20 protein-coding genes are annotated in these 23,226 nt (G+C 42.1%); 15 read left to right on the top strand and 5 right to left on the bottom strand.

Features of this window, described 5'->3' with window-relative positions:
- Positions 1 to 213 precede the first annotated feature (213 nt).
- The 3 genes from BM736_RS13840 (at position 214) to BM736_RS13830 (ending at position 3,474) form a co-directional block, all read left to right on the top strand.
- The gene (locus BM736_RS13840) at positions 214 to 1,329 is read left to right on the top strand and encodes a glycosyltransferase family 9 protein (RefSeq protein ID WP_076413178.1); all 1,116 of its coding nucleotides are present in this window, start codon (positions 214 to 216) and stop codon (positions 1,327 to 1,329) included.
- Positions 1,330 to 1,342: 13 nt separating this feature from the next.
- Positions 1,343 to 2,191: a glycosyltransferase gene (locus BM736_RS13835; protein WP_076413177.1), complete on the top strand. Its 849-nt coding sequence runs from the start codon at positions 1,343 to 1,345 to the stop codon at positions 2,189 to 2,191.
- A 452-nt stretch (positions 2,192 to 2,643) separates the two neighbouring features.
- Positions 2,644 to 3,474 carry a glycosyltransferase family 2 protein gene (locus tag BM736_RS13830; RefSeq protein ID WP_076413174.1) on the top strand — a complete coding sequence of 277 codons (831 nt, stop codon included), beginning with the start codon at positions 2,644 to 2,646 and terminating at the stop codon, positions 3,472 to 3,474.
- A 23-nt stretch (positions 3,475 to 3,497) separates the two neighbouring features.
- Here BM736_RS13830 and BM736_RS13825 read toward each other — a convergent pair whose 3' ends face one another.
- Both BM736_RS13825 and BM736_RS13820 read right to left on the bottom strand, forming a co-directional pair.
- Positions 3,498 to 4,577: a hypothetical protein gene (locus tag BM736_RS13825; protein ID WP_083700180.1), complete on the bottom strand. Its 1,080-nt coding sequence runs from the start codon at positions 4,575 to 4,577 to the stop codon at positions 3,498 to 3,500.
- Between the two features lie 140 nt (positions 4,578 to 4,717).
- Positions 4,718 to 5,758, bottom strand: a complete 1,041-nt coding sequence (locus BM736_RS13820) for a glycosyltransferase family 9 protein (RefSeq protein ID WP_076413171.1) — start codon at positions 5,756 to 5,758, stop codon at positions 4,718 to 4,720.
- Positions 5,759 to 5,875: 117 nt separating this feature from the next.
- Here BM736_RS13820 and rfbC point away from each other — a divergent pair, with 117 nt between their 5' ends.
- From rfbC to BM736_RS13800, 4 genes are all read left to right on the top strand, one after another.
- Positions 5,876 to 6,463, top strand: coding sequence for a dTDP-4-dehydrorhamnose 3,5-epimerase (rfbC, locus tag BM736_RS13815; protein ID WP_076413169.1), 588 nt, complete (start codon positions 5,876 to 5,878; stop codon positions 6,461 to 6,463).
- Complete coding sequence (rfbB, locus tag BM736_RS13810) at positions 6,456 to 7,484, top strand: dTDP-glucose 4,6-dehydratase (RefSeq protein WP_076413167.1); 1,029 nt, start codon at positions 6,456 to 6,458, stop codon at positions 7,482 to 7,484. Before rfbC ends, rfbB begins: the two co-directional genes overlap by 8 nt.
- Entirely contained in the window at positions 7,481 to 8,335 is an 855-nt protein-coding gene (gene rfbD, locus BM736_RS13805) for a dTDP-4-dehydrorhamnose reductase (RefSeq protein ID WP_076413166.1), read from the top strand. Before rfbB ends, rfbD begins: the two co-directional genes overlap by 4 nt.
- Positions 8,336 to 8,436: 101 nt before the next feature.
- The gene (locus BM736_RS13800) at positions 8,437 to 9,153 is read left to right on the top strand and encodes a 3-deoxy-D-manno-octulosonic acid kinase (RefSeq protein WP_076413164.1); all 717 of its coding nucleotides are present in this window, start codon (positions 8,437 to 8,439) and stop codon (positions 9,151 to 9,153) included.
- Between the two features lie 309 nt (positions 9,154 to 9,462).
- Here the strand turns inward: BM736_RS13800 and waaA are convergent, their stop codons facing one another.
- Positions 9,463 to 10,731 carry a lipid IV(A) 3-deoxy-D-manno-octulosonic acid transferase gene (waaA, locus tag BM736_RS13795; RefSeq protein WP_076413162.1) on the bottom strand — a complete coding sequence of 423 codons (1,269 nt, stop codon included), beginning with the start codon at positions 10,729 to 10,731 and terminating at the stop codon, positions 9,463 to 9,465.
- Positions 10,732 to 11,014: 283 nt separating this feature from the next.
- Between waaA and BM736_RS13790 the strand changes: the two genes are divergently transcribed.
- The 5 genes from BM736_RS13790 to glpG all read left to right on the top strand — a co-directional run bounded on the left by BM736_RS13790 (position 11,015) and on the right by glpG (position 15,580).
- A complete protein-coding gene (locus tag BM736_RS13790; RefSeq protein WP_076413159.1) occupies positions 11,015 to 11,671 on the top strand; it encodes a TetR/AcrR family transcriptional regulator in 657 nt (218 codons plus the stop codon).
- 298 nt (positions 11,672 to 11,969) lie between these two features.
- A complete protein-coding gene (locus BM736_RS13785; RefSeq protein ID WP_076413156.1) occupies positions 11,970 to 13,163 on the top strand; it encodes a glycine C-acetyltransferase in 1,194 nt (397 codons plus the stop codon).
- Between the two features lie 125 nt (positions 13,164 to 13,288).
- A complete protein-coding gene (gene tdh, locus BM736_RS13780) occupies positions 13,289 to 14,314 on the top strand; it encodes an L-threonine 3-dehydrogenase (RefSeq protein WP_076413154.1) in 1,026 nt (341 codons plus the stop codon).
- Positions 14,315 to 14,400: 86 nt separating this feature from the next.
- Entirely contained in the window at positions 14,401 to 14,709 is a 309-nt protein-coding gene (glpE, locus tag BM736_RS13775) for a thiosulfate sulfurtransferase GlpE (RefSeq protein WP_076413152.1), read from the top strand.
- Positions 14,710 to 14,740: 31 nt separating this feature from the next.
- Positions 14,741 to 15,580, top strand: a complete 840-nt coding sequence (gene glpG, locus BM736_RS13770) for a rhomboid family intramembrane serine protease GlpG (protein WP_076413150.1) — start codon at positions 14,741 to 14,743, stop codon at positions 15,578 to 15,580.
- Positions 15,581 to 15,725: 145 nt separating this feature from the next.
- On the opposite strand, the gene elbB is transcribed toward glpG, so the two are convergent.
- Complete coding sequence (gene elbB, locus BM736_RS13765; protein WP_076413149.1) at positions 15,726 to 16,379, bottom strand: isoprenoid biosynthesis glyoxalase ElbB; 654 nt, start codon at positions 16,377 to 16,379, stop codon at positions 15,726 to 15,728.
- A 412-nt stretch (positions 16,380 to 16,791) separates the two neighbouring features.
- On the opposite strand from elbB, the gene polA reads away from it, so the two are divergent.
- On the top strand, positions 16,792 to 19,554 hold the full coding sequence (gene polA, locus BM736_RS13760) for a DNA polymerase I (protein ID WP_076413147.1): 2,763 nt from the start codon (positions 16,792 to 16,794) through the stop codon (positions 19,552 to 19,554).
- A gap of 739 nt (positions 19,555 to 20,293) precedes the next feature.
- Here polA and yihA read toward each other — a convergent pair.
- Entirely contained in the window at positions 20,294 to 20,977 is a 684-nt protein-coding gene (gene yihA, locus BM736_RS13755; RefSeq protein ID WP_076413145.1) for a ribosome biogenesis GTP-binding protein YihA/YsxC, read from the bottom strand.
- A 169-nt stretch (positions 20,978 to 21,146) separates the two neighbouring features.
- On the opposite strand from yihA, the gene BM736_RS13750 reads away from it, so the two are divergent.
- Entirely contained in the window at positions 21,147 to 21,767 is a 621-nt protein-coding gene (locus BM736_RS13750; RefSeq protein ID WP_076413143.1) for a cytochrome c4, read from the top strand.
- Between the two features lie 745 nt (positions 21,768 to 22,512).
- Entirely contained in the window at positions 22,513 to 23,190 is a 678-nt protein-coding gene (locus tag BM736_RS13745; RefSeq protein WP_076413141.1) for a methyltransferase domain-containing protein, read from the top strand.
- Positions 23,191 to 23,226 lie beyond the last annotated feature (36 nt).

The raw sequence follows: 23,226 nt of genomic DNA, 5'->3' as shown, positions 1-23,226 counted from the left end.
CTTTACTGAAAAATATATATAAGAATTAGATTAACTAATCTAGTAAAGTTCCGCAGATCATAACACACCTATGCATCTATGCTATATCTCAGAATCGAAGAAGCTAGATACACACTCAAGAACGAATTGAAACACCCCTTAATTAAGCAAATCTTTTTAAAATAGTACTTTTCAGGGTATGCTTGCAGCAACAAAAATCACCAACTCCAGTTTATGTCGCTAGTATCCGATAAGCAGTTTCAACAGTGCCAACGCCTTTTATTCATATCACCAGTAGCTTTAGGGGATTTTCTCTACCTAAAGACCTTTCTTATTGCGTTAAAGCAGCGTTACCCTCATATCGAACTTGATATCTGGTTGGATGACAACAGGTGTAATTCTGATAGCTGGCGACTTTCTCGCAGTAAAATTTTACAACAATGGATGGAAACTGAAGGCTGCTTTACCCGTAGTTATGGTTGTACTGACTCCGTTGAGTCACGCAAGGCGCAAATCGAGCAAGCTAAAGGTCAACAATATGATCTCATCATTTGCCACTCGGTAAGCAAAAGCCAGCAGTATTCAGAGATTGCTCGAACGATTAGCCCAAATGCCTTTATTGTATCTAGCCTGCCTAAACGCTCTGCTTGGGGATTATTCGATAAAATACTCTACCGTCATTCGGATCGTGTATTTAGCCTTAACGCCAACGAGCTTGCGAGTAATCACCACATAACTGATCGCTATGAAAACATTTTTAGCCATATCACAGGGCTGCAATTAGCCAAGTCAGAATTAATGCCTGAACTCGTGGTACCCAAAAATGTTGAACCTATTACCGATGCTTGGCTAACAGAGCAGTTTGATGATCTAAGTAAGCAAGGCCCATTAATTTTCTTGAATCATCTTTCTACTAACGCTAAGAAAGATTGGCACCTCTCTCAGCTATTTGAATTAATAGAACGAATTGCAAAAGATGATGTGAACTATCGCTTTGTGATCAATGTGACTAAAGAGAATTATCAGCAAGTATCATCAAGCACTAAGGAGTTTGTTCAAAGCAGTAAGCTTCAAGTTGCGGTTTTTACCGTGCAGGAACACTTTTTTGAGCTACCTTCACTTATCGCACGTGCTGATTTTGTTATTACTGTAGACACTGCAATTTTACATTTTGCTTTCGCCGCTAAAAAACCTTTGCTCTCTATGATGCGACAGAAAAAACCCTACTGGGCGCCACCAGCAAGTCCATCCTCTCATGTCTTGTATGCCACTGAAGGAAAAGGACATATTTCTGATATCTCTGTTGACACTGTTTATCAACAGTACGCAAAGATGACAAAGGCTAACTAATTAAGGTATTCCAATGAAAAAAGCTATTTTCACACTCGCCATAGGCGATAACCCCATGTATAGAGCTGCTGTAGATAGCTTTAAAGAGTATGGTAAAAAGATTGGTGCCGATGTCATCGTATCAGATCAACTGCACTATAAAATCAATATCAATAACCCTAAGTTTGATGCCAGTCCAGCTTGGTCTGAGAAGCTATATATCCAAGAGCTCCTTAAAGAGTATGATCGAGTTTTATACTTAGATGCGGATATTATTGTTACGCCAGAGGCAAGGGATATTTTTGAGCTTTACCCAGATCTCGATACGGTTTACATGTTCAATGAAGGCTTGCATAGAGATCGCAGCCAACAGGCAGAGCAAATTAATAATGTGCTCGGCGAGGTTAACTGGCCAAAAGAAAATGACCAGGTTATTTACTATAACTCAGGTATGTTTTTAGTCTCGAAAGAGACTGGTCTATTTGATAATGCCAATATCGAAGAGATGCAAGCTATCTGTAATGAAGTTAAATTCTACGATCAAACGTACATTAACTATCTGATCAGAAGAGATAATATTAACAGTGTCGGGGTAGAAGCTAACTTTAACCGCATGCAATTGCTTAGTCATGAAAATTATCAAACTGCTGACTTTATACATTACTCAGGCAGAGGGTATCGACAAAAAGTTCCAATGAGAGAGTTGAAGTATATAATTGATTATTGTCAACTTTATTCAGATTCACTATCAGAAGCTGAGGTCTTGAAGTTTAAGCAAGAATCTTGGAATTGGTATATCTTAAAGCAATACCGCAAAACAAAATTACCTATGAGTTTTCTCAGTTTTGTCTTTGGCTTGTTTCATCCAAGTCATAAATACTAAGACCGATAAGTAAAACAAGCTAGCCCCTTTGATAGAAGATAACTGTTCGCCAAAGGGGCTAGATTGAGCAACACCTGCTGCCACACAGTTTTCACGCTCCATTCAATTCAACCCATCACTTCAATTAAATACTTAGCATCAATTGATTGCTTTTTGCTAAAGCTATTTGCCACTCCAAACTTTTTCTACTAATCAAACCTAAGTAACTATTTATGCTCGCTTCGAATATGGCGCAGAAAACTGCTGACAGATGCAACCCAATAAACAGAACAAAAAATCAACAAGCACCAACCAGACTAACAACTAAGCAAACACAGAAAAGCACCAAGGAAAAAACACAATAAAAACATTAAGTTGAAATGTTTGAGTTATATCCAAAATACGCGTTAAGCACTTATCTAATTACTCAACTCAAAGTAGAATCTGCTATATCACCCACTTCTAAATAAACTATGCGTACAAGTCTTATTATCACAACCTATAACTGGCCTGAGGCGCTTGAAGCGGTGCTTAATAGTGTTGCGAAACAAACCAGATTGCCAGACGAAGTGATCATTGCTGACGATGGTTCAAAAGAAGCCACCGTGCAGCTAATCAAGAAAATGGCAAAATCCTTTCCTGTGCCACTTATTCATAGCTGGCAAGAAGACCTAGGCTTTCGCTTATCACGCAGTAGAAACAAAGCCATTCATCTTGCGAGTATGGATTACATTGTGATGATTGACGGCGATATGATACTTAACAAGCACTTTATTGCTGACCATATCAAGGTGGCTGAACCGGGTTTTTTTATAACGGGTAAACGTGTCAAATTAGGTGAAAAACTAAGCCTTAAAGTGCTTAATCAACATGCTTCTCTCTCTTTTTTCACATCTGGGATTTCCAGAGGTAGAGAGCTATGCCTACGAAGCTCTGTTTTACAGTCAATGTATTGCAACAGCAGACCTTATAGCATAGACGGTATCCATGGCTGCAACTTAGCTTTTTGGCGGCAAGATGTCATCGCGGTAAATGGCTTTAACGCTGAGTTTGAAGGTTGGGGACCGGAAGATAAGGAATTTGCTTTACGTATGATAAATAATGGCATACTGAGAAAGCAGATTAAATTCTATGGTGTTGCCTTTCACTTAAATCATCATGAAAGCAGTAAAGAGCAGCTAGAAGAAAACGAACGGATTTTTCAAAACATTAAAAACAACCACATCATCTGTTGTCAGCGAGGTTTATGTGAATTTATTAACACATGGAAGGGTGAACAAAATAGCTGTAAACCGCTATATTAGTGCTTTATCGACCACCTCTCTTGCTACTCACCTATCAAACGGGCTATTTCATTCATGCCCACCTCAAGGCCATGAGTATCACTTAGCTCTGCCATATTATCTCTCACTATACTAATAGATTTCTTGTCTAAAAGTTGGCGAGTACTGGCTAACATCTCTCTTTCACTACTATCACAGGCTAAAATTAACTCTCTAGCGCTGCAGCTATCAATTCTGCTAGCCTGATCTTTAGCGATTGCAACTGCAAGTGTCGGTGTATTTAAAGCTACGGCTTGAAGTAAAGTATCGCCGCCACTCAAAATAGCCCCCTTTGCGCCAGCAAGTAAATTGATAAATTCACAGGTGCTTAACTCTGGGATAGCTAACACCCCTTCCATTTCTGGTAGTGGTTTGGGGTAATTGGGGCCGAACACCATTAAGCTTGGGACACCTGTTTCACGAAAAATTGTTTGAGCAACCTGTGCAAAACGATCTGCAGCCAACTCATGTTTCAGACTATGTCCACCGGAGCCTGCACTATAAAGCAGATATTCTCCCTGCTTAACCTGGTACCGTGAAAAGAGCCCTTGCTGAATCGTCTTCGTAGGGGATTTGAAAATACTGCCAGTAAAAATAGGCAGCTCTCGTTTAATCAACCCTAGCTTAAACCGATCAAATCGGCTGATATCACCAATCACAAACTCAGGTTGCACCACCCAGTGGCTATCAGTCACCAAGGCACGTTCGATTTTCATACCCCGTGAACGCTTGCGTCTGTGCTGACTAATAAAGATAACTTTAGCGCCAATACGGTTTGCATGCTTTAACTGAGCTTTACGACCTGCAGCGTCAAAAATGACAATATCAGGCCTAAGGTCATCCATTAACTGGTTAACCTCTTTAATTTTTTTGGTGGGGGTATCGTCCAGCAAGTGAGTAGAGTGTGGGCAAAAATCGGCATAAGGAGCCCGTCGATTTAACACAAAATCGATCTGAGCCTTAGGCCAACGACGCAAGATCTCGTCAGCAATAATTCTAGAGCGCATATACTCTCCAATCCCCTCTTCAGAGGAAACCGGAACAAACAAAAACTTAGGCGCCAACAACATCCATATATCCTTCATGAAGAAAGTGATCTTTACGTACTATCTTTTTGTGCGATTTATCTGTGCGATTTCTCAGTACTTTAATACAGCAAGAGGGCACTATTTTATCACTAATCCCTTTACCTACGCGACTCTAACACTCATAGTGATGAATTACCCTATAAATGCGTGTGAGACAGTTTATCAAATTGCGCAATGACGGGCGCTAACTTGATATTCTCCATCAAATACTCGCCCTTTGCCCGCTTCCCCCAAGGAATATCTCCGGCTTGCTGGGAAGCAACCACATCATGGTAAACGCTTACCACCGAGTCTAAGTATGTATATGGACCTGTCCGCCCAGGATTTGAATGAGCGTAGAGGCCAATAACTGCCGTTCCCTGAGTCACAGCCATATGAGCTGGACCTGTATCTGGTGCCAGTACTATGGACGCCTGCTTTAACACAGCCAGTAGTTGTGTTAGCGATGTCTTACCGACCTGATTGTCCAACGACTCAGAGCAAGCTTGCTCGATTGATTCTGCCAACTCCACCTCTAAAGCGGCTGGACCACCACATAAGAGCACGCGATAGCCTTTAGATACCGCATGTTCAGCTACAGCAGCATAGCGATCGCTTAGCCAGTTTCGCTCAGCCTTACTAGCAGCCGCACAGATCACTAATGTCCTATAGTTATCAGGTATCATCTGTTTAGCAAAATCTGTGTCAGCCTGAGGTACAGGTATATCCCACCTTGGAGTTAGGTCCTCTACACCTATCGCTTTAGCAAATCCCATAAAGCCCTCGAGTACGTGGGGGCGAGCTAAAGCTTCGACACTATGATTGGTCACTAACCACTGGCCCTCTTTTGCTCTTGCACGATCAAAACCGACTCGCACTTTGGCGGAGATTGCCAGCGAGGCGATTGTCGCCCTCAGTGCCACCTGCATATGCAATAACACATCAAACTTTTGACCAGCGAGATCTTCTCTTAACTTAAAATAGCTTCTCCAGCCCTGTGACTTATCAAAAATAACAAACTCAACCCCGGGAATATGTTTAAGAAGCTGATATTCAACCTTACCGATCACCCAAGTAATTTTAAGCTTTGGATATTGCCGCTGGATCGCTTGCACCATAGCCACAGCATGGCACACGTCACCTATAGCAGATAAGCGAAGTAAACAGAGAGAGTCACTATTATTTAGATTTAAGCTCATAGGGCCAGGTTGTTATTGGGGAACCGTATCGATTTTAATGTAGAATGCTATAAGGTTCCATGCTTACTCCACTAATTGCTGCTGGAACATTGTGCTTTTACCAACTGATTACCTCTTATGAAGATCATTAATACCAAAATTACAGATGTAAAAATCCTCAAACCTAAAGTTCACGGAGATGATAGAGGCTTTTTCCTCGAGACATTTAGAGAGGACTGGTTTCGAAAGCATGTCGCTGATGTTAGTTTCGTTCAGGAAAACCATAGCCACTCCTCACAGGGAACCTTAAGAGGGCTGCATTACCAATCACATCAAGCACAAGGAAAATTGGTTCGGGTAACTTCTGGAGAAATTTTCGATGTTGCTGTAGATATGCGCAGCACAAGTAAAACCTTCGGCCAATGGGTTGCCACCTATCTATCAGCAACTAATAAACAGCAATTATGGATCCCCGCAGGCTTTGCTCACGGCTTCTATGTCATTTCTGAGCAAGCTGATTGTCACTACAAATGCACCGATTACTACGCTCCCGAATTTGAAGAGACGATTCTGTGGAAAGATCCAACACTCAATATTGAATGGCCACTATTATCTGGCTTAGCGCCTAAGCTTTCTCTCAAAGACAGTGCTGGGAAATTATTTCCAAGTGACCCATATATCAGCGAGCAATCTGAGCACAGCCCCCTTGGAGGCTGTAATGAGTAAAACCATCCTTATTACTGGCGGCGCAGGATTTATAGGCTCAAGATTAGTGAGGTACTTACTAAGTGAAACTCCACATAAAGTGATTAACTTAGATAAGCTAACCTACGCGGGTAATTTACTCTCACTCAAACCAATAGAGCATGAGCCGCAATACCTTTTCATAAAAGGTGATATCTGTGATCGTCAATTGCTCGATCAGATATTAGCTGAGCAGCAGCCTGATCTCATCATGCACCTAGCAGCCGAGAGCCATGTCGATCGCTCTATCGATGGCCCAGCCGATTTTATCCAGACGAATATCATAGGTAGCTACACCCTACTCGAAGCCTGCAGAAGCTATATAGCCCAACTTACAGAAGATAAAAAAGCATCTTTTCGTTTTCACCATATCTCAACGGATGAAGTTTATGGCGACCTTGGACAGGAAGGGTTATTCACCGAATCTAGCCCCTATAAACCAAGCTCCCCCTACTCAGCGAGTAAAGCTGCTTCCGATCACTTAGTCAGAGCGTGGGGACGTACATTTCAACTGCCTATTGTGCTCAGTAACTGTTCGAATAACTATGGTCCCTATCAATACCCCGAGAAACTTATTCCGCAAACCATTCTTAATGCTATAGAGGGCAAGCCGATCCCTATTTATGGTAATGGCATGCAAGTGCGTGACTGGTTATATGTTGAAGATCATGTGAGAGCGTTATATCAAATTGCTATGCATGGAAAGTTAGGGGAAACCTACAATATCGGCGGAGAATGCGAGAAAAACAATCTTGCTCTTGTTATGGATATTTGTGAGCAACTCAATCACTTAGTGATATATAAACCTGACAAAATCGATGACTTTAAACAGCTAATAACCTTTGTTGATGATCGTCCAGGCCATGACCAAAGATATGCAATCGACTCAAGTAAAATCAAAGAGCAACTTGGCTGGCAACCAACAGAAAGTTTTGAATCAGGGTTAACACTGACTATTGAATGGTATCTGAGTCACCTTAGCTGGTGCCGAGAAAGATTATGAATGTACTCATTATCGGTAAGCATGGTCAACTGGCCCTAACCTTGATGCATTCATACCCAAACAATATCGAGCCTATAGCCATGGGTCGCAATGAGATAGATCTAAGTTCAACTGCGACAATAAGCTCTGTTATTAATCAGCATAACATCGCTCTAATCATCAATACGGCCGCCTACACCAATGTTGAACTGGCTGAGAATAATATAGCTGATGCTTTTTATCTCAATGAAATTGCTGCTGGTAACATAGCTGCTGCAGCAAATATCGCTGGTATAAAGCTCATTCACCTTTCTACTGATTATCTATTTGATGGGGCTAAAGTTACCCCATATACAACAATGGATAAACCAAGTCCTCTCAACATTTATGGTCTCTCTAAACTCAAAGGGGAAGCTGCTATAAAGCGACTAGAGAATAGTGACTTCACCATTATACGTAGTTCATGGCTCTACTCTATTGCCGGGGATAATTTTCTACTAACTATGCTTAGACTAATGCAAGAAAGGGATTCATTGCATGTAATTGACGACCAAGTTAGCTGCCCGACTTCCACTTATGAGCTAGCTAAATTTATCTGGAAAATCGCAGCTCAACAACATAAGGCTCCTACCTATCATTGGACGGATCTGGGTAAGGCAAGCTGGTTTGAATTTGCCTGTTCGATTCAAGACATAGCATTTAAATTGGGCAAAATAACTAAAAAAATCCCCATCGTGCCGATTACCTCGTCTGAATATGGCTCACTGGCGGTTAGACCTAGCTACAGCAAACTCGATATCAGTGAATCTCAAGCTATTCTCGAAGCAAAACCTTGGCAGCAAAACCTTGAAGCGATCATAAAATCCCTTTAAGCGAGATATCCTGATAGCTCATGACTGCAAACTCATTGTAGAATGTAGCTTACTGAAAGTTTATCGTTTATTTTTCTCATCAAGAACACGGCTCATTAAACATGCAGATAAAGCACACGCCTTTAGGTCATATCGCATTTTGTCCTCCAACTTCAGATGCTATCACCAATGAGTGGTTTACTGTCGAACATTGGCAGAAACTATCTGCAGTGACAGGCTCCTCCAAAGGGCGCTACACCACATGGTTTGTAAAACCTCAATCAAGTGAACAAAGTGAGTGGGTATTACGCCATTACTACCGTGGCGGATTGATAGAGAAAATAAGCAAAGACTCTTACCTGTACACAGGGCTAAAACGAACTCGAGCAGTTGCTGAGCTAGCACTACTAGAGCAGTTGTACAGTGAAGGATTTAATGTCCCAAGACCCGTTGCGGCCAATGTCGAGCGCTGTGGCGTTCATTATCGGGCCGATATCATTATTGAAAGAGTCGAAGGCGCCCAAGACCTTGTTGCCAAGTTAAGTCAAGAACCTATGTCTTCAACTCAGTGGCAAGACTTAGGCAGCTGTATTGCTAAGTTCCACCAGCGTGGGGTGTATCATGCCGACCTCAATGCCAAGAATATTCTCATCACAGACAATAAATTCTACCTCATAGATTTCGATCGAGGCGAACTACGCCAACCTAGCCCTAAGTGGCAGGGTGCTAATTTAGAGCGACTGTTACGTTCTTTTAGAAAAGAGCTCACTAAGCTGCCATCGCTGGCTTTTACTGAGTCTGATTGGCAAGAGTTGATACTTGGCTATTCAAAAACGTAGAACTTGTCTGATAACAAGTTTGAAGTATCTTTCTGTGCTGGGTTCATTAGGTACTTGGTCACACACTGAGAGCCATAGCGTCAATGGTGTTTATTGCTTGCAGTAGGCCCATGTGCAGATACTTCTTCGGGACGCTGTAAAGCCATCCGTGGCCGCTTAACGAAAACCTCCATGTTTTCGATACCCTCAGCCACATCGACACCTGATTATCAATCTCTTCAATTTAGGTTTTATGATTATTAATACGACTTTAAACAAATTAGAACATCAGCTCACCACAGATAATAAATAACCATGAAGGTTCAGCCTTTATTCGAAGGCAATCAAACGTTTTGTGAGTTCAAATTGATGCTTGAGTGAGCCTCTATTGTCATCGACCACTTTAAGTCCGGCTTCACTGGCTAGTTGATAACTGGCTTTATCATCGAAGTTGGCAATTAATCGCTCTGCCAAAGTATCTGCTGAATCAATGACTTTAAGCGCGCCAGCCTGTTTGAGTAAGCCCGTGATTTCAGCAAAATCCCAGTGCTGAGGACCTACATATACAGGCAGACCTAATGCCGCCGGCTCTAAGGGATTGTGGCCCCCGTTATCAATTAAGGTTCCACCGACAAAAGCTTGATCTGCTGCGCCATAAAACGTCAGTAACTCACCCATGGTATCGCCCAGTAATACTTGAGTCTCCGGCGTAACCGTGTCATTTAAACTACGACGTGACAAATTAAATCCGGCATCAAGGACCTTCTGTGCTGCGGCATTAAACTGTTCTGGGTGCCTCGGCACTATAATCAATAGCGCATCAGGCTTTTCCATCAATAAGCGTTGATGAGCCTTTAACATGGCTTCGAACTCTCCAGGATGAACACTCCCCGCCACCCAAATAGGACTTGCCACTCTCTGCCAATCTAATCTTAATGATTTCGCCAAATCGACTTTCTCTTTAGCGATAGTCAGATCAAACTTTAAGCTCCCTGTAACATGTACCTTTTCAGCTTTAACTCCTAATGAGATAAACCTTTCAGCCGCTTGTTGCGATTGAGCCGCAATCATATCTAGACGCTGCAGCATAGGTATAGATAGCCTAGCTTGTTTACGATATTTTTCTGCCGATTTTTCAGATAAACGGGCATTGGCTAGCATCAGTTTAATACCTGACCTTGATGCATGATGCACTAAGTTAGGCCAAAGCTCTGTTTCCATAATGATGATCTGCTTAGGTGAAACTTGCTTCAAAAAGCGTTGCACACAAACAGAGAGGTCAAAAGGCAGGTAGCAATGCTGTACGCTAGCCCCAAAAGCCTTGAGTACTTCCGCAGATCCTGTGGGACTCGTCGTCGTAACGGTAATCGATAGCTCAGGGTAAGCTTGCTGTATCTGTTTTATTAAAGGAATCGCCGCTAACGTTTCTCCCATAGATACGCTATGTATTAGCAGGTCACTCTTTTTCAGTGAAACGAGAGAGAATCGCTCACTCCAGCGAGATCGATAATCAGCACTCTTAAAGCCTCTGATTGCTAGGTATAAAATCAACAAAGGCAACAAAAGGTATAACAGGGCGGAATAAATAAAACGATTCATAGGAGCAATTACTTAATTAAGTCTTAGTAGCGTGAGAGGACATGCTATCACAGCACTCAAAATAGCGATATTATCGTCATAGCACAGCTTGCCAGCACTAGTAGACACAGGGTTTACTGGTCGGTTCAGAATTTCACTTTTTCTCACATAAAATCATTGGGCTAATACTCGTTAATACCCCATAGTCTTAAACACTAACAAATCATTTTTGCCTGACCAATTCCCTCAGTGCTAGTATGCTTGTTAGTTCAACTCATTTAAGCTCAAAATCACTAGGACAAAGATGAAAACCCGCGATAAAATAATACATGCAAGCTTGGAGCTTTTTAACGAGCATGGTGAAAGGACAATCACCACCAACCATATCGCAGCTCACTTAGGCATTAGCCCAGGTAACCTTTATTACCATTTCCGTAATAAAGAGGACATCATTCGTTCTATCTTTGCCCTTTATGAAAGTCACCTCGAAACAGGCTTTCAGCCTTATGAAGGTGAACCCGTCAATATAGACCTATTGATAGGTTACTTTGACGCTATGTTTTATGCCATGTGGGAGTTTAGGTTTATGTACGCCAACCTCTCCGATATCTTGAGCCGTGATAGTGAATTAAAAGCGCTCTATCTGAATGCTCAGCAGCAAGTTCTCACTCGTAGTAGCCATGTACTAAGCAAGTTAAAGCAAGATGAAGTGATCACCATAGAGAATGATGAGATACCTCCGCTTGCAGAAACAATTAGAATGATTGTCTGCTTTTGGATTAGCTACAAGCAGACCCACTCACCAGATACCAAGATAACTAAGTCGACACTTTACGAAGGTTTGTTGCGTATTTTAATGCTATCGAAAGCCTATTCAACACCGAGTTCTCGTGCCACTTTTGTTCGCTTAGAGCAACACTACCAAGAACTTGCTACTACTGACGCGACTAAAACAGACTGATATTGAGTTAAAACTAACTATCGCAAACACGATTTTGCGATAGTTAGTCTGCAGATGTTAAATTCCAACTTTTCTCTCCAAAGTCAAAAACTCCTTCTACAATCAAGTGTTAAATAGACGACGAGTCATAGCTAAATCTGTTTGTTACTGATTAGTTTTATTAATGTGAAAACCAGGCTAGCCCTAAACTAATTCATCTAGCGGTAACTCGTAAAAAAAAGGCTGTAGGGCGGAGAAGTTTAAGGTTAAAATGCCGCCACTCCACTACTCAAAATAATGCTAATTAAGGAGAATTCAGGTGGCAACGACCTCATTCTACGACCAGATCAATCAACAACTTACTGAAGTTAAAGCTGAAGGCTTATATAAGAGTGAGCGTGTAATCGTCTCTCCTCAGCAAACTGAAATTAAAGTCAATGGCACTGAAGTCATGAACTTCTGTGCTAATAACTACCTTGGCCTAGCTAACCACCCTGAGTTAGTAAAAGCAGCCCAAGATGGATTAAGCGATCATGGCTTTGGTATGGCTTCAGTAAGATTTATCTGTGGCACACAAGATATCCATAAGCAGCTTGAATCTAGCCTTAGTGAATTTTTAGGTATGGAAGACACCATACTTTACTCTTCTTGTTTCGATGCAAATGCTGGTCTTTTTGAAACCTTGCTCAGCAAAGAAGACGCTATCATCTCTGATGCGCTCAACCATGCTTCTATCATCGACGGAGTCCGTCTATGTAAGGCAATGCGCTTCCGCTATGCTAATAATGATATGGTCGATTTAGAGACTCAGCTAAAAGCGGCAAAAGAAGCGGGTGCTCGTAACATCATGATCGCCACCGATGGTGTGTTCTCTATGGACGGCGTTATCGCCAACCTAAAGGGTGTTTGTGATCTTGCTGACCAATATGGTGCCCTCGTCATGGTTGACGATTCGCACGCAGTAGGCTTTATCGGTCAAAATGGCCGAGGTACTCACGAGTACTGTGAAGTCATGGATCGCGTAGATATCATTACAGGTACCTTAGGTAAGGCGCTTGGTGGTGCTTCAGGCGGATTTACTTCAGCTAAAAAAGAGGTCGTCGATTGGTTGCGTCAGCGCTCACGTCCGTACCTTTTCTCTAACTCATTAGCTCCATCAATTGTAACCGCCTCTATCCACGTACTGGAAATGCTAAAGTCAGGCCAAGCAATACGTGAAGCGGTATGGGAAAATAGCCGCTACTTCCGCGAGAAGATGAGCGCTGCCGGCTTTACTTTAGGCGGTGCCGACCATGCAATCATTCCAGTAATGATTGGCGATGCCAAACTCGCTGGTGACTTTGCTAACCGTTTACTTGAAGAGAACATCTATGTCATTGGATTCTCTTTCCCTGTTGTGCCAAAAGGTCAGGCACGTATTCGTACTCAAATGTCTGCAGCGCACACTAAAGCTCAGCTAGATAAAGCTATCGAGTCATTTACTCGTATCGCAAAAGAGATGAAGATCATCTAACCATGACAAGTGGTTTGCCTGCCTCCATAAGCGTAGGCAAACTATAGTTAACGTGTCAGTTTTCTGCATGGTACTTAAGCCTTCCATAGCCAATAAGTATCAAAAGCAGTCTTGAAGGTCACAACATGAAAGCATTAAGCAAGTTAAAGCCTGAAGAAGGCATCTGGATGGTGGATGCACCTAAGCCAGAGATGGGTCATAACGACCTGCTAATTAAGATCCGTAAAACAGCAATTTGTGGTACCGATGTACACATCTATAACTGGGATACCTGGTCTCAAAACACCATTCCAGTACCTATGGTCGTTGGCCATGAATATGTCGGTGAAGTTGTCGATATAGGCCAAGAGGTTCGAGGCTTTACTATTGGTGACCGAGTATCAGGAGAGGGCCATATCACTTGTGGTCACTGCCGTAACTGTCGCGCAGGTCGTACCCATCTATGCCGAAACACATCTGGTGTTGGTGTAAATCGTGATGGTGCATTTGCTGAATACTTAGTCATTCCTGCTTTTAATGCATTTAAGATCCCAGATGATATCTCTGATGACCTAGCCTCTATCTTTGATCCATTCGGCAATGCTGTCCATACCGCACTTTCTTTCGACCTTGTCGGTGAAGATGTTTTGATCACAGGCGCTGGTCCTATCGGTATCATGGCTGCTGCAGTCTGTCGTCATGTCGGTGCCCGCCACGTTGTGATCACTGACGTTAACGAATACAGGCTTGAGCTTGCCGCTAAAATGGGCGCAACCCGTACCGTCAACGTAGCTAAAGAGAAGCTAGAAGATGTCATGTCAGAACTTGGTATGACTGAGGGCTTCGATGTAGGTCTAGAGATGTCAGGTGTACCAAGCGCCTTCCACTCAATGCTTGATACCATGAACCATGGTGGTAAAGTCGCTATGCTAGGTATTCCTGGCGATGATATGGCAATCGACTGGAGTAAAGTTATCTTTAAAGGTCTGATAATTAAAGGTATCTACGGCCGTGAAATGTTCGAAACCTGGTATAAGATGGCGAGTTTGATCCAATCAGGCTTAGATATCTCACCAATCATCACTCACCATTATAAGATTGAAGACTTCCAGCAGGGCTTCGACGCGATGCGTTCAGGTCAGTCAGGCAAAGTAATCTTAGACTGGAGCTAATTAACCCATAATTAGCTGGGGCTGTACTAATACAGCCCCATATTGCACAATTAAGCTATACCTTTATTACTTAACAGTACTTTTCTATGTCTAGCTTCCAGCATTTTAGCGTTAATCAGCTAATTCAACTTTCTCAAAGCGATTCTGAGATCCAAATTGTCGATATCCGTGATGCCGCCAGTTTCGAAACCAGTCATATCGAAAATTCAATTAACCTTAACAATGAAAACCTTGCTCAATTTATTGGTCAAGCCGATATGGATCTACCACTCATTGTTGTTTGTTATCACGGTATTAGTAGTCAAAGTGCTGCACAATATCTTGTCGAACAAGGCTTTGACGATGTCTATAGCCTAGACGGCGGCTTTCAAGCTTGGCGAGAAGCTCACGCATAGCATTAAGACAAAATAACCTTAAGGATACTCGATGATAGAAATAGGCAGACTTCCCAACAATCGAGCAGCACAAGCGCTAGTCGATTACCTTAAGGGGCAAAATGTCGACTGTAAGATTATGTCAGTTGAACAAGGGGTCGCTATTCTTGTTTTGCATGATCATGACAGTATCCGAGCTAGGCTCGAATTTGAGCACTTCATCCAAAACCCTCATGATCCCAAATACCTTCAAGCCTCATGGGATAATGGAGATAGCAACTTAAAGCTTGATTACGGCGCTCCTGGGCTACAACTGTTTACCCAATTTATTACAGGGGCAGGCCCATTAACACTGGGTATTATCCTCGTCTGTATTGGTGTTTTTGCCGGTTTCAATTTAGGGCTGGCCGATCCTATCTATCAGTACCTATCTTTTTTTAACGCTGTACCAGGCTCATCTCTCAATGAGTTTTGGCGACTCTTTACACCTAGCTTATTGCACTTCTCCGCGCTGCATATCATCTTTAATTTGCTTTGGTGGTGGTATCTCGGCGGCAAAATTGAAAATAAACTAGGCATAAGCCCCCTTCTCATCTTATTGCTAGTCGCAGGAACCTTGCCTAATATTGTGCAATATTTTGTTGCAGGCCCACACTTTGGCGGACTTTCTGGCGTTGTGTATGCAGTGGTAGGTTACACCTGGATTATGGGAACTAAGAGACCCGAGCTTGGAATAGGCCTCCCCCCGGCTTATATGGGCTTTATGTTGATCTGGCTAGTATTGGGGTTTACCGATATGTTCGGCTTATCCATCGCCAATGGCGCCCATATCGGTGGCTTGATTGTCGGGCTCGCACAAGGCCTGTTAGATAGTAAAAGAATCAAGCAGTAAAGCAGCTTCGAGCACGTTCGCAGACTCACTCCGAGAGCGAGAACAAGTTGGCTACGAGCTAGAGGCAAAAGCTTACTACCTCTTTCTCGTAGAAATGAAGTTTCGTTCTCGTAGTTGCACTGCAACACTCTCACTACTCGCAGCTTTAAATCATCTCCACAACTTTTTTCACGAGTTTCTCTATACCAATACTCGCTTCGGCAATACTGCCAGCCAGCATGTATGCTGGGGTGCTGACAATCTTATTTTCTTCATCAACCACAATATCCTCTACTATGGCATCTTGATGACAGCCCCCCATAAGATTAAACGCTTGGGCTGTTTCAGTATCATTGCCTATAGTCGCTACAACTCCCTCACCATACAGGCGTGGGATCATTATTGGGGCAATACAGATAAAACCTACAGGCTTATTGGTTTTTGCAAACTCAGCCACAAATAGAGAAACCAAAGGTAAGATCTCGCAATCGCTACCATTAGTAGCAAAATTACATAAGTTCTTGGCAGCGCCAAAACCACCAGGAATGATTAAGGCGTCAAACTCCTCTATCAACAAAGCATCTGTTGGTAATATTTCCCCACGGGCAATACGAGCCGACTCAACTAAAACATTACGACTCTCATCGGCTTCGACCTCTCCAGTCAGATGATTAACCACATGCATCTGAGAAATATTGGGTGCAAAACACTGGTAATCAACAGCCAGCCTTGAAAGCGCTAACAATGTTAATACTGACTCATGGATCTCACTACCATCGAATACGCCAGAGCCACTCAATAAAACTGCTATTTTTTTCATTAAAACTGACCTCTATATATCATTTTATTTTAACAAGATGACAACAAACCACTTGATCCGATTATTTTTCATGCTAAGTTAGTGCATCGACTTTACCAAGCGCTGATTATTTAGCCAAGGGGAGAGTCCAGAAAGACAGGGAAATAATTAAATCCACAAATTAGGATGATTTTCAAGAAACTAATGTCTAGTTCACACTTTTTTTAGTTTCAACTAGAAATCAATGAGTTACGACCCTCGATTTTCTAGCACTAAACAGAGCATCAAGTAAAGATAAAAGTTTAACTCACAGACTTATCCACAGGCTGTGTGTTATTTGCCGTGGCTGAAATTCCCCTTATGTGGCATGCTAGCAATACTATCTAAATCTGAGTCAAATACAGCTCTCGAAACCTAAGTCGAATACTAAATTATGCCTAAAATTGCCGAAAATCCTTTAGTTCTAGTGGATGGTTCCTCATACCTTTATCGCGCTTATTATGCACCGCCACATCTCACCAACTCTAAAGGTGAAGCTACAGGTGCAGTTTATGGCGTAATCAATATGCTAAGAAGCCTACTCAACCAATATGAGCCAAGCCAGATGGCGGTGGTTTTCGATGCAAAAGGCAAAACTTTCCGTAATGATATGTATGAGGACTATAAGGCTAACAGACCTGCGATGCCTGATGATCTTCGCACTCAGATAGAACCTTTACATCAGATCATTCGCGCGATGGGTTTACCGTTAGTTTGTATTCCAGGTGTTGAAGCTGATGATGTGATCGGCACCATAGCCACTCAAGCTAGCCAAGAGGGAAGAGCTGTACTTATCAGTACAGGTGATAAGGATATGGCACAGCTTGTCGATGAGAATGTCACGCTTATCAATACCATGACAAATACTGTGATGGGGCCTGATGAGGTAAAAGCTAAGTTTGGCGTTGGACCTGAGCTGATTATTGACTTCTTAGCACTGCAGGGGGACAAATCCGATAATATCCCGGGTCTACCTGGTGTTGGAGAGAAAACAGCAGTCGCTATGTTAACCGGTGCTGGCGGCGTAGATAAGATCCTCGCTAATCCAGAAAAAATGCCAGAGCTTGGATTTCGTGGCTCAAAGACAATGCCAGCAAAACTTGCCGAGCACGGGGATCTACTAAAACTCTCCTACGAGTTAGCGACCATAAAGTTAGATGTTGAACTTGAAGAGAGTTGGAAAGAGTTAAATGTCACGCCAGCTGATAAAGACCAACTCATAAAATACTTTGGAGAGATGGAATTTAAGCGCTGGTTAGCCGAGATTCTCGATAACAAGCTAGATAATAAAGCTAGTGCCAATAAAAGTGATAGCACTGATGAAGCGGTCACTAAACAAGAGATTGAAACTGAATATAGCACCATATTTACCCATGAAGAGCTAGACACTTGGATTGGTAAGCTTAAAAGCGCCGAGCTTATTGCCATTGATACCGAGACAACCAGTCTTAACTATATGGAAGCTAAGCTCGTAGGCATCTCATTCGCAGTCGAAGCAGGTAAAGCCGCTTACCTACCACTGGCTCATGATTACCTTGATGCACCCGCTCAACTCGATCAAGCGGAGGCTTTAGCAAAGCTCAAGCCACTACTTGAAGATGCCAAGCTTAAGAAAGTCGGGCAAAACCTAAAGTACGATATCAGTATCTTCGCCAATGTCGGTATTAAGCTCCAAGGTGTGGCGTTCGACACCATGCTTGAGTCATATGTATTTAATTCGGTAGCCTCTAAGCACAACATGGATGACCTAGCGCTAAAATACCTAGGCCATAAAAACATTAGCTTTGAAGAGATTGCTGGAAAAGGGGTTAAACAACTCACTTTCAATCAAATTGACCTAGAAACAGCGGCTCCCTATGCCGCAGAAGATGCCGATATCACCTTAAGATTACATCAGCATCTATGGGCCAGACTGGAAAAAGAGCCGCTGCTTGCGTCTGTGTTTACCGAAATCGAACTACCACTGGTTCAAATCCTATCTGATATAGAGCGTCAAGGCGTACTTATAGATAGCATGATGCTGGGCCAGCAAAGCGAAGAGCTAGCGAGAACCATAGATGAATTAGAGCAAAAAGCCTTTGAGATTGCCGGAGAGAAGTTTAACTTAAGCTCCCCAAAGCAGTTGCAGGTACTATTTTTCGAAAAACTGGGTTACCCAGTGATCAAGAAAACCCCTAAAGGCGCTCCATCTACAGCTGAAGAGGTATTGATTGAGCTAGCCCTAGATTACCCTCTACCAAAAATTATCCTAGAACATAGAAGCCTAGCGAAATTAAAGAGCACTTATACTGATAAGCTACCTTTGATGGTAAATGGCCAAAGTGGTCGTGTCCATACCAGCTACCATCAAGCTAATGCGGCGACAGGTCGCTTATCTTCAAGCGAGCCTAACTTGCAAAATATCCCAATTCGCACAGAAGAGGGACGCCGAATTCGTCACGCATTTATCGCTCAAGAGGGCAAAAAGGTACTCGCTGCCGATTACTCTCAAATAGAGCTACGCATCATGGCCCATCTATCACAAGATAAGGGATTACTAACAGCTTTTGCTGAAGGCAAAGATATCCATAAAGCCACAGCAGCTGAAGTGTTTGACGTAGATTTTGGCGAAGTCACCACTGAGCAACGCCGCCGTGCTAAAGCGGTTAATTTCGGCCTCATTTATGGCATGTCAGCCTTTGGACTAGCTAAACAATTAGATATTCCTCGAGCCGAAGCCCAGAAGTATATTGATACTTATTTCAAACGTTACCCTGGTGTATTGAAGTACATGGAAGATACACGCGCTGAAGCCGCTGAATTAGGCTACGTATCCACCCTCTATGGCCGCCGACTCTATCTACCTGCAATAAAAGACAGAAATGCCATGAGACGCCAAGCCGCAGAACGTGCAGCGATTAATGCACCGATGCAAGGCACCGCTGCTGACATCATCAAGAAAGCGATGATCGATATTGCCAATTGGATTAAAACGGAAACAGATGGCGAGATAATCATGATCATGCAAGTACACGATGAACTCGTTTTTGAAGTCGATATTGATAAAGCTGAAGAGATGAAACAAAAAGTTTGTCAGCTGATGGCAGCTACCGTAGCCCTTGATGTCAACCTACTTGCAGAAGCTGGAATTGGTGATAACTGGGAACAAGCACATTAAGGTTTAATACCACCTTTTTTCCACCAAAAGCCTTCGATTTTGTCGAAGGCTTTTTGCTTTCTGCTCATAAAAAAGTGACTAATAACATAGTTGCGATCACTCCCCTTCGCTAGATAATAGCAAACCCAGCTTTATCACTTAAGTAAGAACTCTAAATGTACAAAAAATTCAGTAACCGATGATTAATCGAGCGGAATCATTTAAGTGATTCATTTTTAAACGCTATAATGGTAATTATCAGATCAAAAGCCAACATTTTATCAACGAAATTGTTAGATCTAAGTCACAATATTGCCGTTCTTTTGAAAAAACAGTTTCCTAAATAACGGTCAATGGGGTATTATTCTCTGCGTAGGGTACAGAGGTTAAGATGTTCTATCTTTCAAACCTTTTATTTCACTTTATAGTGAACAGCCAAATTATGGCGCCTCAGCAGTTTATATTGCTGGGGCTTTTTTTCGTCTAAAATTTATTTTAGAGCATTTACTTTAATTAAAGTTAAATTCGCGGTATGATATCGATATTGAGAGTCGCAGAGTTCAACTCAGTGACACTTGAGTCTTGTTGAATTTAGCTTCTCCCCAAAAGAGCTAATTGGGCCGATGGTTTTTCCGTCGGCTATTTTTTTGCCTGAAACAAGCTAAATTTAAGCAAAAAAAATGCCTATCATAGGCAAGTATGACAGGCATTCTTAAGCGGTATTTTAAGTCATCAGTTCAACAATGATGATTCCAATTAATTACCCTTCTTTTGATTCATCGCTCGCTTCAGCTATTTCAGCCTCTGCAATAGCTTCAACCAACCATTGTGGATGACACCAATCATTCAGAATTCCCAGCACCTTAGCTTTACCAATCCCTTTTAGCGATGAGAAAGGTTCAACTTTAACTCGACCATCAAAATCACCTAAGTGCTTTCTGACTTCATTAACCATTTTCATCCGTTCACTTTGCTTCATCTTGTCAGCTTTAGTGAGCAGAGCTAATACAGGTACTTCGCTATCAACAGCCCATTCAATCATCTGCATATCCAGATCTTTTAATGGGTGCCTAATATCCATCAGTACAACCATACCGCCTAGACACTGTCGCTCTTGCAGATATTCACCTAGAGCTTCCTGCCATTTCTTCTTTAATGCTAAAGGAACCTGGGCAAAACCATAGCCAGGTAGATCTACCAAGCGACGGTGTTCATCAAGTTTGAAAACATTAATTAACTGAGTTCGCCCAGGGGTTTTACTGGTCCTAGCTAAACCTTTCTGATCTGTGAGCAGATTCAATGCACTCGACTTTCCGGCATTCGATCGCCCCGCAAACACAATCTCGACGCCAGCATCACCAGGAAGGTGCTCATCGAGATGTGCAATATCAGGAGCACTAATTAAAAACTTGGCTTTACGAAAATCAATACGAGATTCAGTCACTACTGACTCCAAAAATATTAAGTTTTGCACTATAAATATCGAAGAATTGCTTACATTTTCACAATTTCGTGTAAAATATTACCCCGATCACATAAGTTACATTTTATCACGCTTGCGGGCTCTGCTAGTAAGCTCAGGACAAAAAAATTTAACAATAAGTTGGAACGCCATGAAAAAGTTAGCTCTTGCGCTATCAGTTTTAGCCTGTATCTCTTCTCCTGTAATGGCAGAAGGTGACGCTGAAGCTGGAAAAACTAAAGCAATTGTTTGTTCTGCCTGTCACGGTGTTGATGGTAACAGCATGATAGACATGTACCCAAAGCTTGCTGGCCAGCAAGCAACTTACCTATCTAAGCAGCTGCATGATTTCAAAAATGCCGCGCAAACAGGTGGTAAAGATGGCCGTAACGATCCGATTATGGGTGGTATGGCTGTAATGCTAAGCGACCAAGATATTGAAGATGTTGCTGCATTCTATGCTTCACAGACTCAAACTGTCGCAGAAGTAAAAGATATTCCAGCTCTAGGTGAGCAGCTATATAGGGGCGGCGATATGGCTCGTGGTATCACAGCTTGTATTGCATGTCATGGCCCAGAAGGTAAGGGAATGGAACTAGCAGGCTTCCCAGCCATTGCTGGTCAACATGCCAATTACCTAAAAATACAGTTAAACAAGTTTAGCGATACAAATCGTAACAACGACTTAAACGGCATGATGCAAGATATCGCTAAAAAGCTAAACAGCGATGATATCGAAGCATTATCTAAATATATATCAAGCCTTAAGTAACTTTTAGGCTTGTTATGAAAAGGTGGCGCTGCCACCTTTTTTTTATCCATTACTTTACGTTTACGTAAAGTACCCTTAAAAACATGCTTGACAGAGATCACAGATTTAGGTTTAATAGCCCCGTACCGAGATGAACCCATCTGTTTGTATAAAATATTAAATAATAACTTACAGTTTTCGGTCGATATAAACATTTAAGATATAAGAATAAATTTACTCAATAACAATAATATAAATTAAGACTACTCCAATAAAAATAACAGGAGTTGTGATTTCACTTGAAATCCAGGTCAGTACAATATTCGTAAGGAACTTGGTTAGGAAGGCCATGTAGCTGTAATAGCACTCCCTTACAGGTTCAGAGAAAATCGTTCCGCCGATAAATTATTATCAGTTTTAGAACGTTTAATCACTGAGCTAACGGTAAACCTTAACAAGGATGGTTACATTTGGCGTCAAAGATGACGATAGGATTGTGATGTGTCATGAAGACCATCTACGGAAGCTGTGGTCAGGAAGACTCAGGAATATAAAGAAAGCGTCTGGAAGACCGACAACTAGAAAACATGCATGGAAAGCAGACTAAAAAAAGATGGATAACGACCGGGAAAGTCGCATAGCAAGTACGGATACTTGAAATCAGAATTGGTGTCTTTGACACTTTTTGGAAGGCGACAGTCATACTGTCGCCTTTTTTTATGGCAAAATACTAGAACCCATAAAATAGTGAGCAATCCATACCTATATGCTTAGATGCCCTCTTTGTCACAATGAACACACTTCACTATTTTACCAAGACAAAAAACGTAGCCTTTTTACCTGTCCTCAATGTCAGCTGATTTTCTCCGATGCACACAGCCACCTGCTACCTCATGTTGAGAAACGTAGATACCAACAAAACTCAGAGAAATACCAAAAGCCACTAGCCCAATTCTTACAGAGCTTGATCCAGGAATGTGCTCAGCAAAATGCACAACCACTAACAGGATTAAATTTTGGCCGCATAGCCAAACCAGACACACTTGAAGCAATTAGCATCTATGGCCATAAGCTAAGTCAATATGATCCATTTTTCGCTCCTGACCACAGCCTTCTCAAACAGGAATACGACTTTATCAGTTGCTATCGTGTCTTTGAGCACTTTCGCTTTCCATCAAGAGAGTGGTCATTACTTTGCAAGCTATTAAAGCCAGGTGCCTGGTTAGCGATAAATACCAAAATACTGACTGAGCCAGAGAACTTTACTAAGTGGCACCACAAAAATAATCCGACTCATGTGAGCTTTTATCAACGTCCAACATTCGAGTTTCTAGCCCAACAGGCAGGTTTTAAGCTATTATTCGCATCAAATGATCTCATTCTGGTGCAAAAACCATCAGGATCTGATATAAAACGCGACCAAAGTTCGCTAATTAATCTTTAATCAGCGCATTTATTTAAAAGTTTGTATTACCAGTTA

This window comes from Shewanella sp. UCD-KL12, assembly GCF_001957125.1.
Lineage (GTDB): Bacteria > Pseudomonadota > Gammaproteobacteria > Enterobacterales > Shewanellaceae > Shewanella.
The sequence above is the reverse complement of the archived record's forward strand: the minus strand, read 5'-3'. Positions and strand labels throughout refer to the sequence as shown.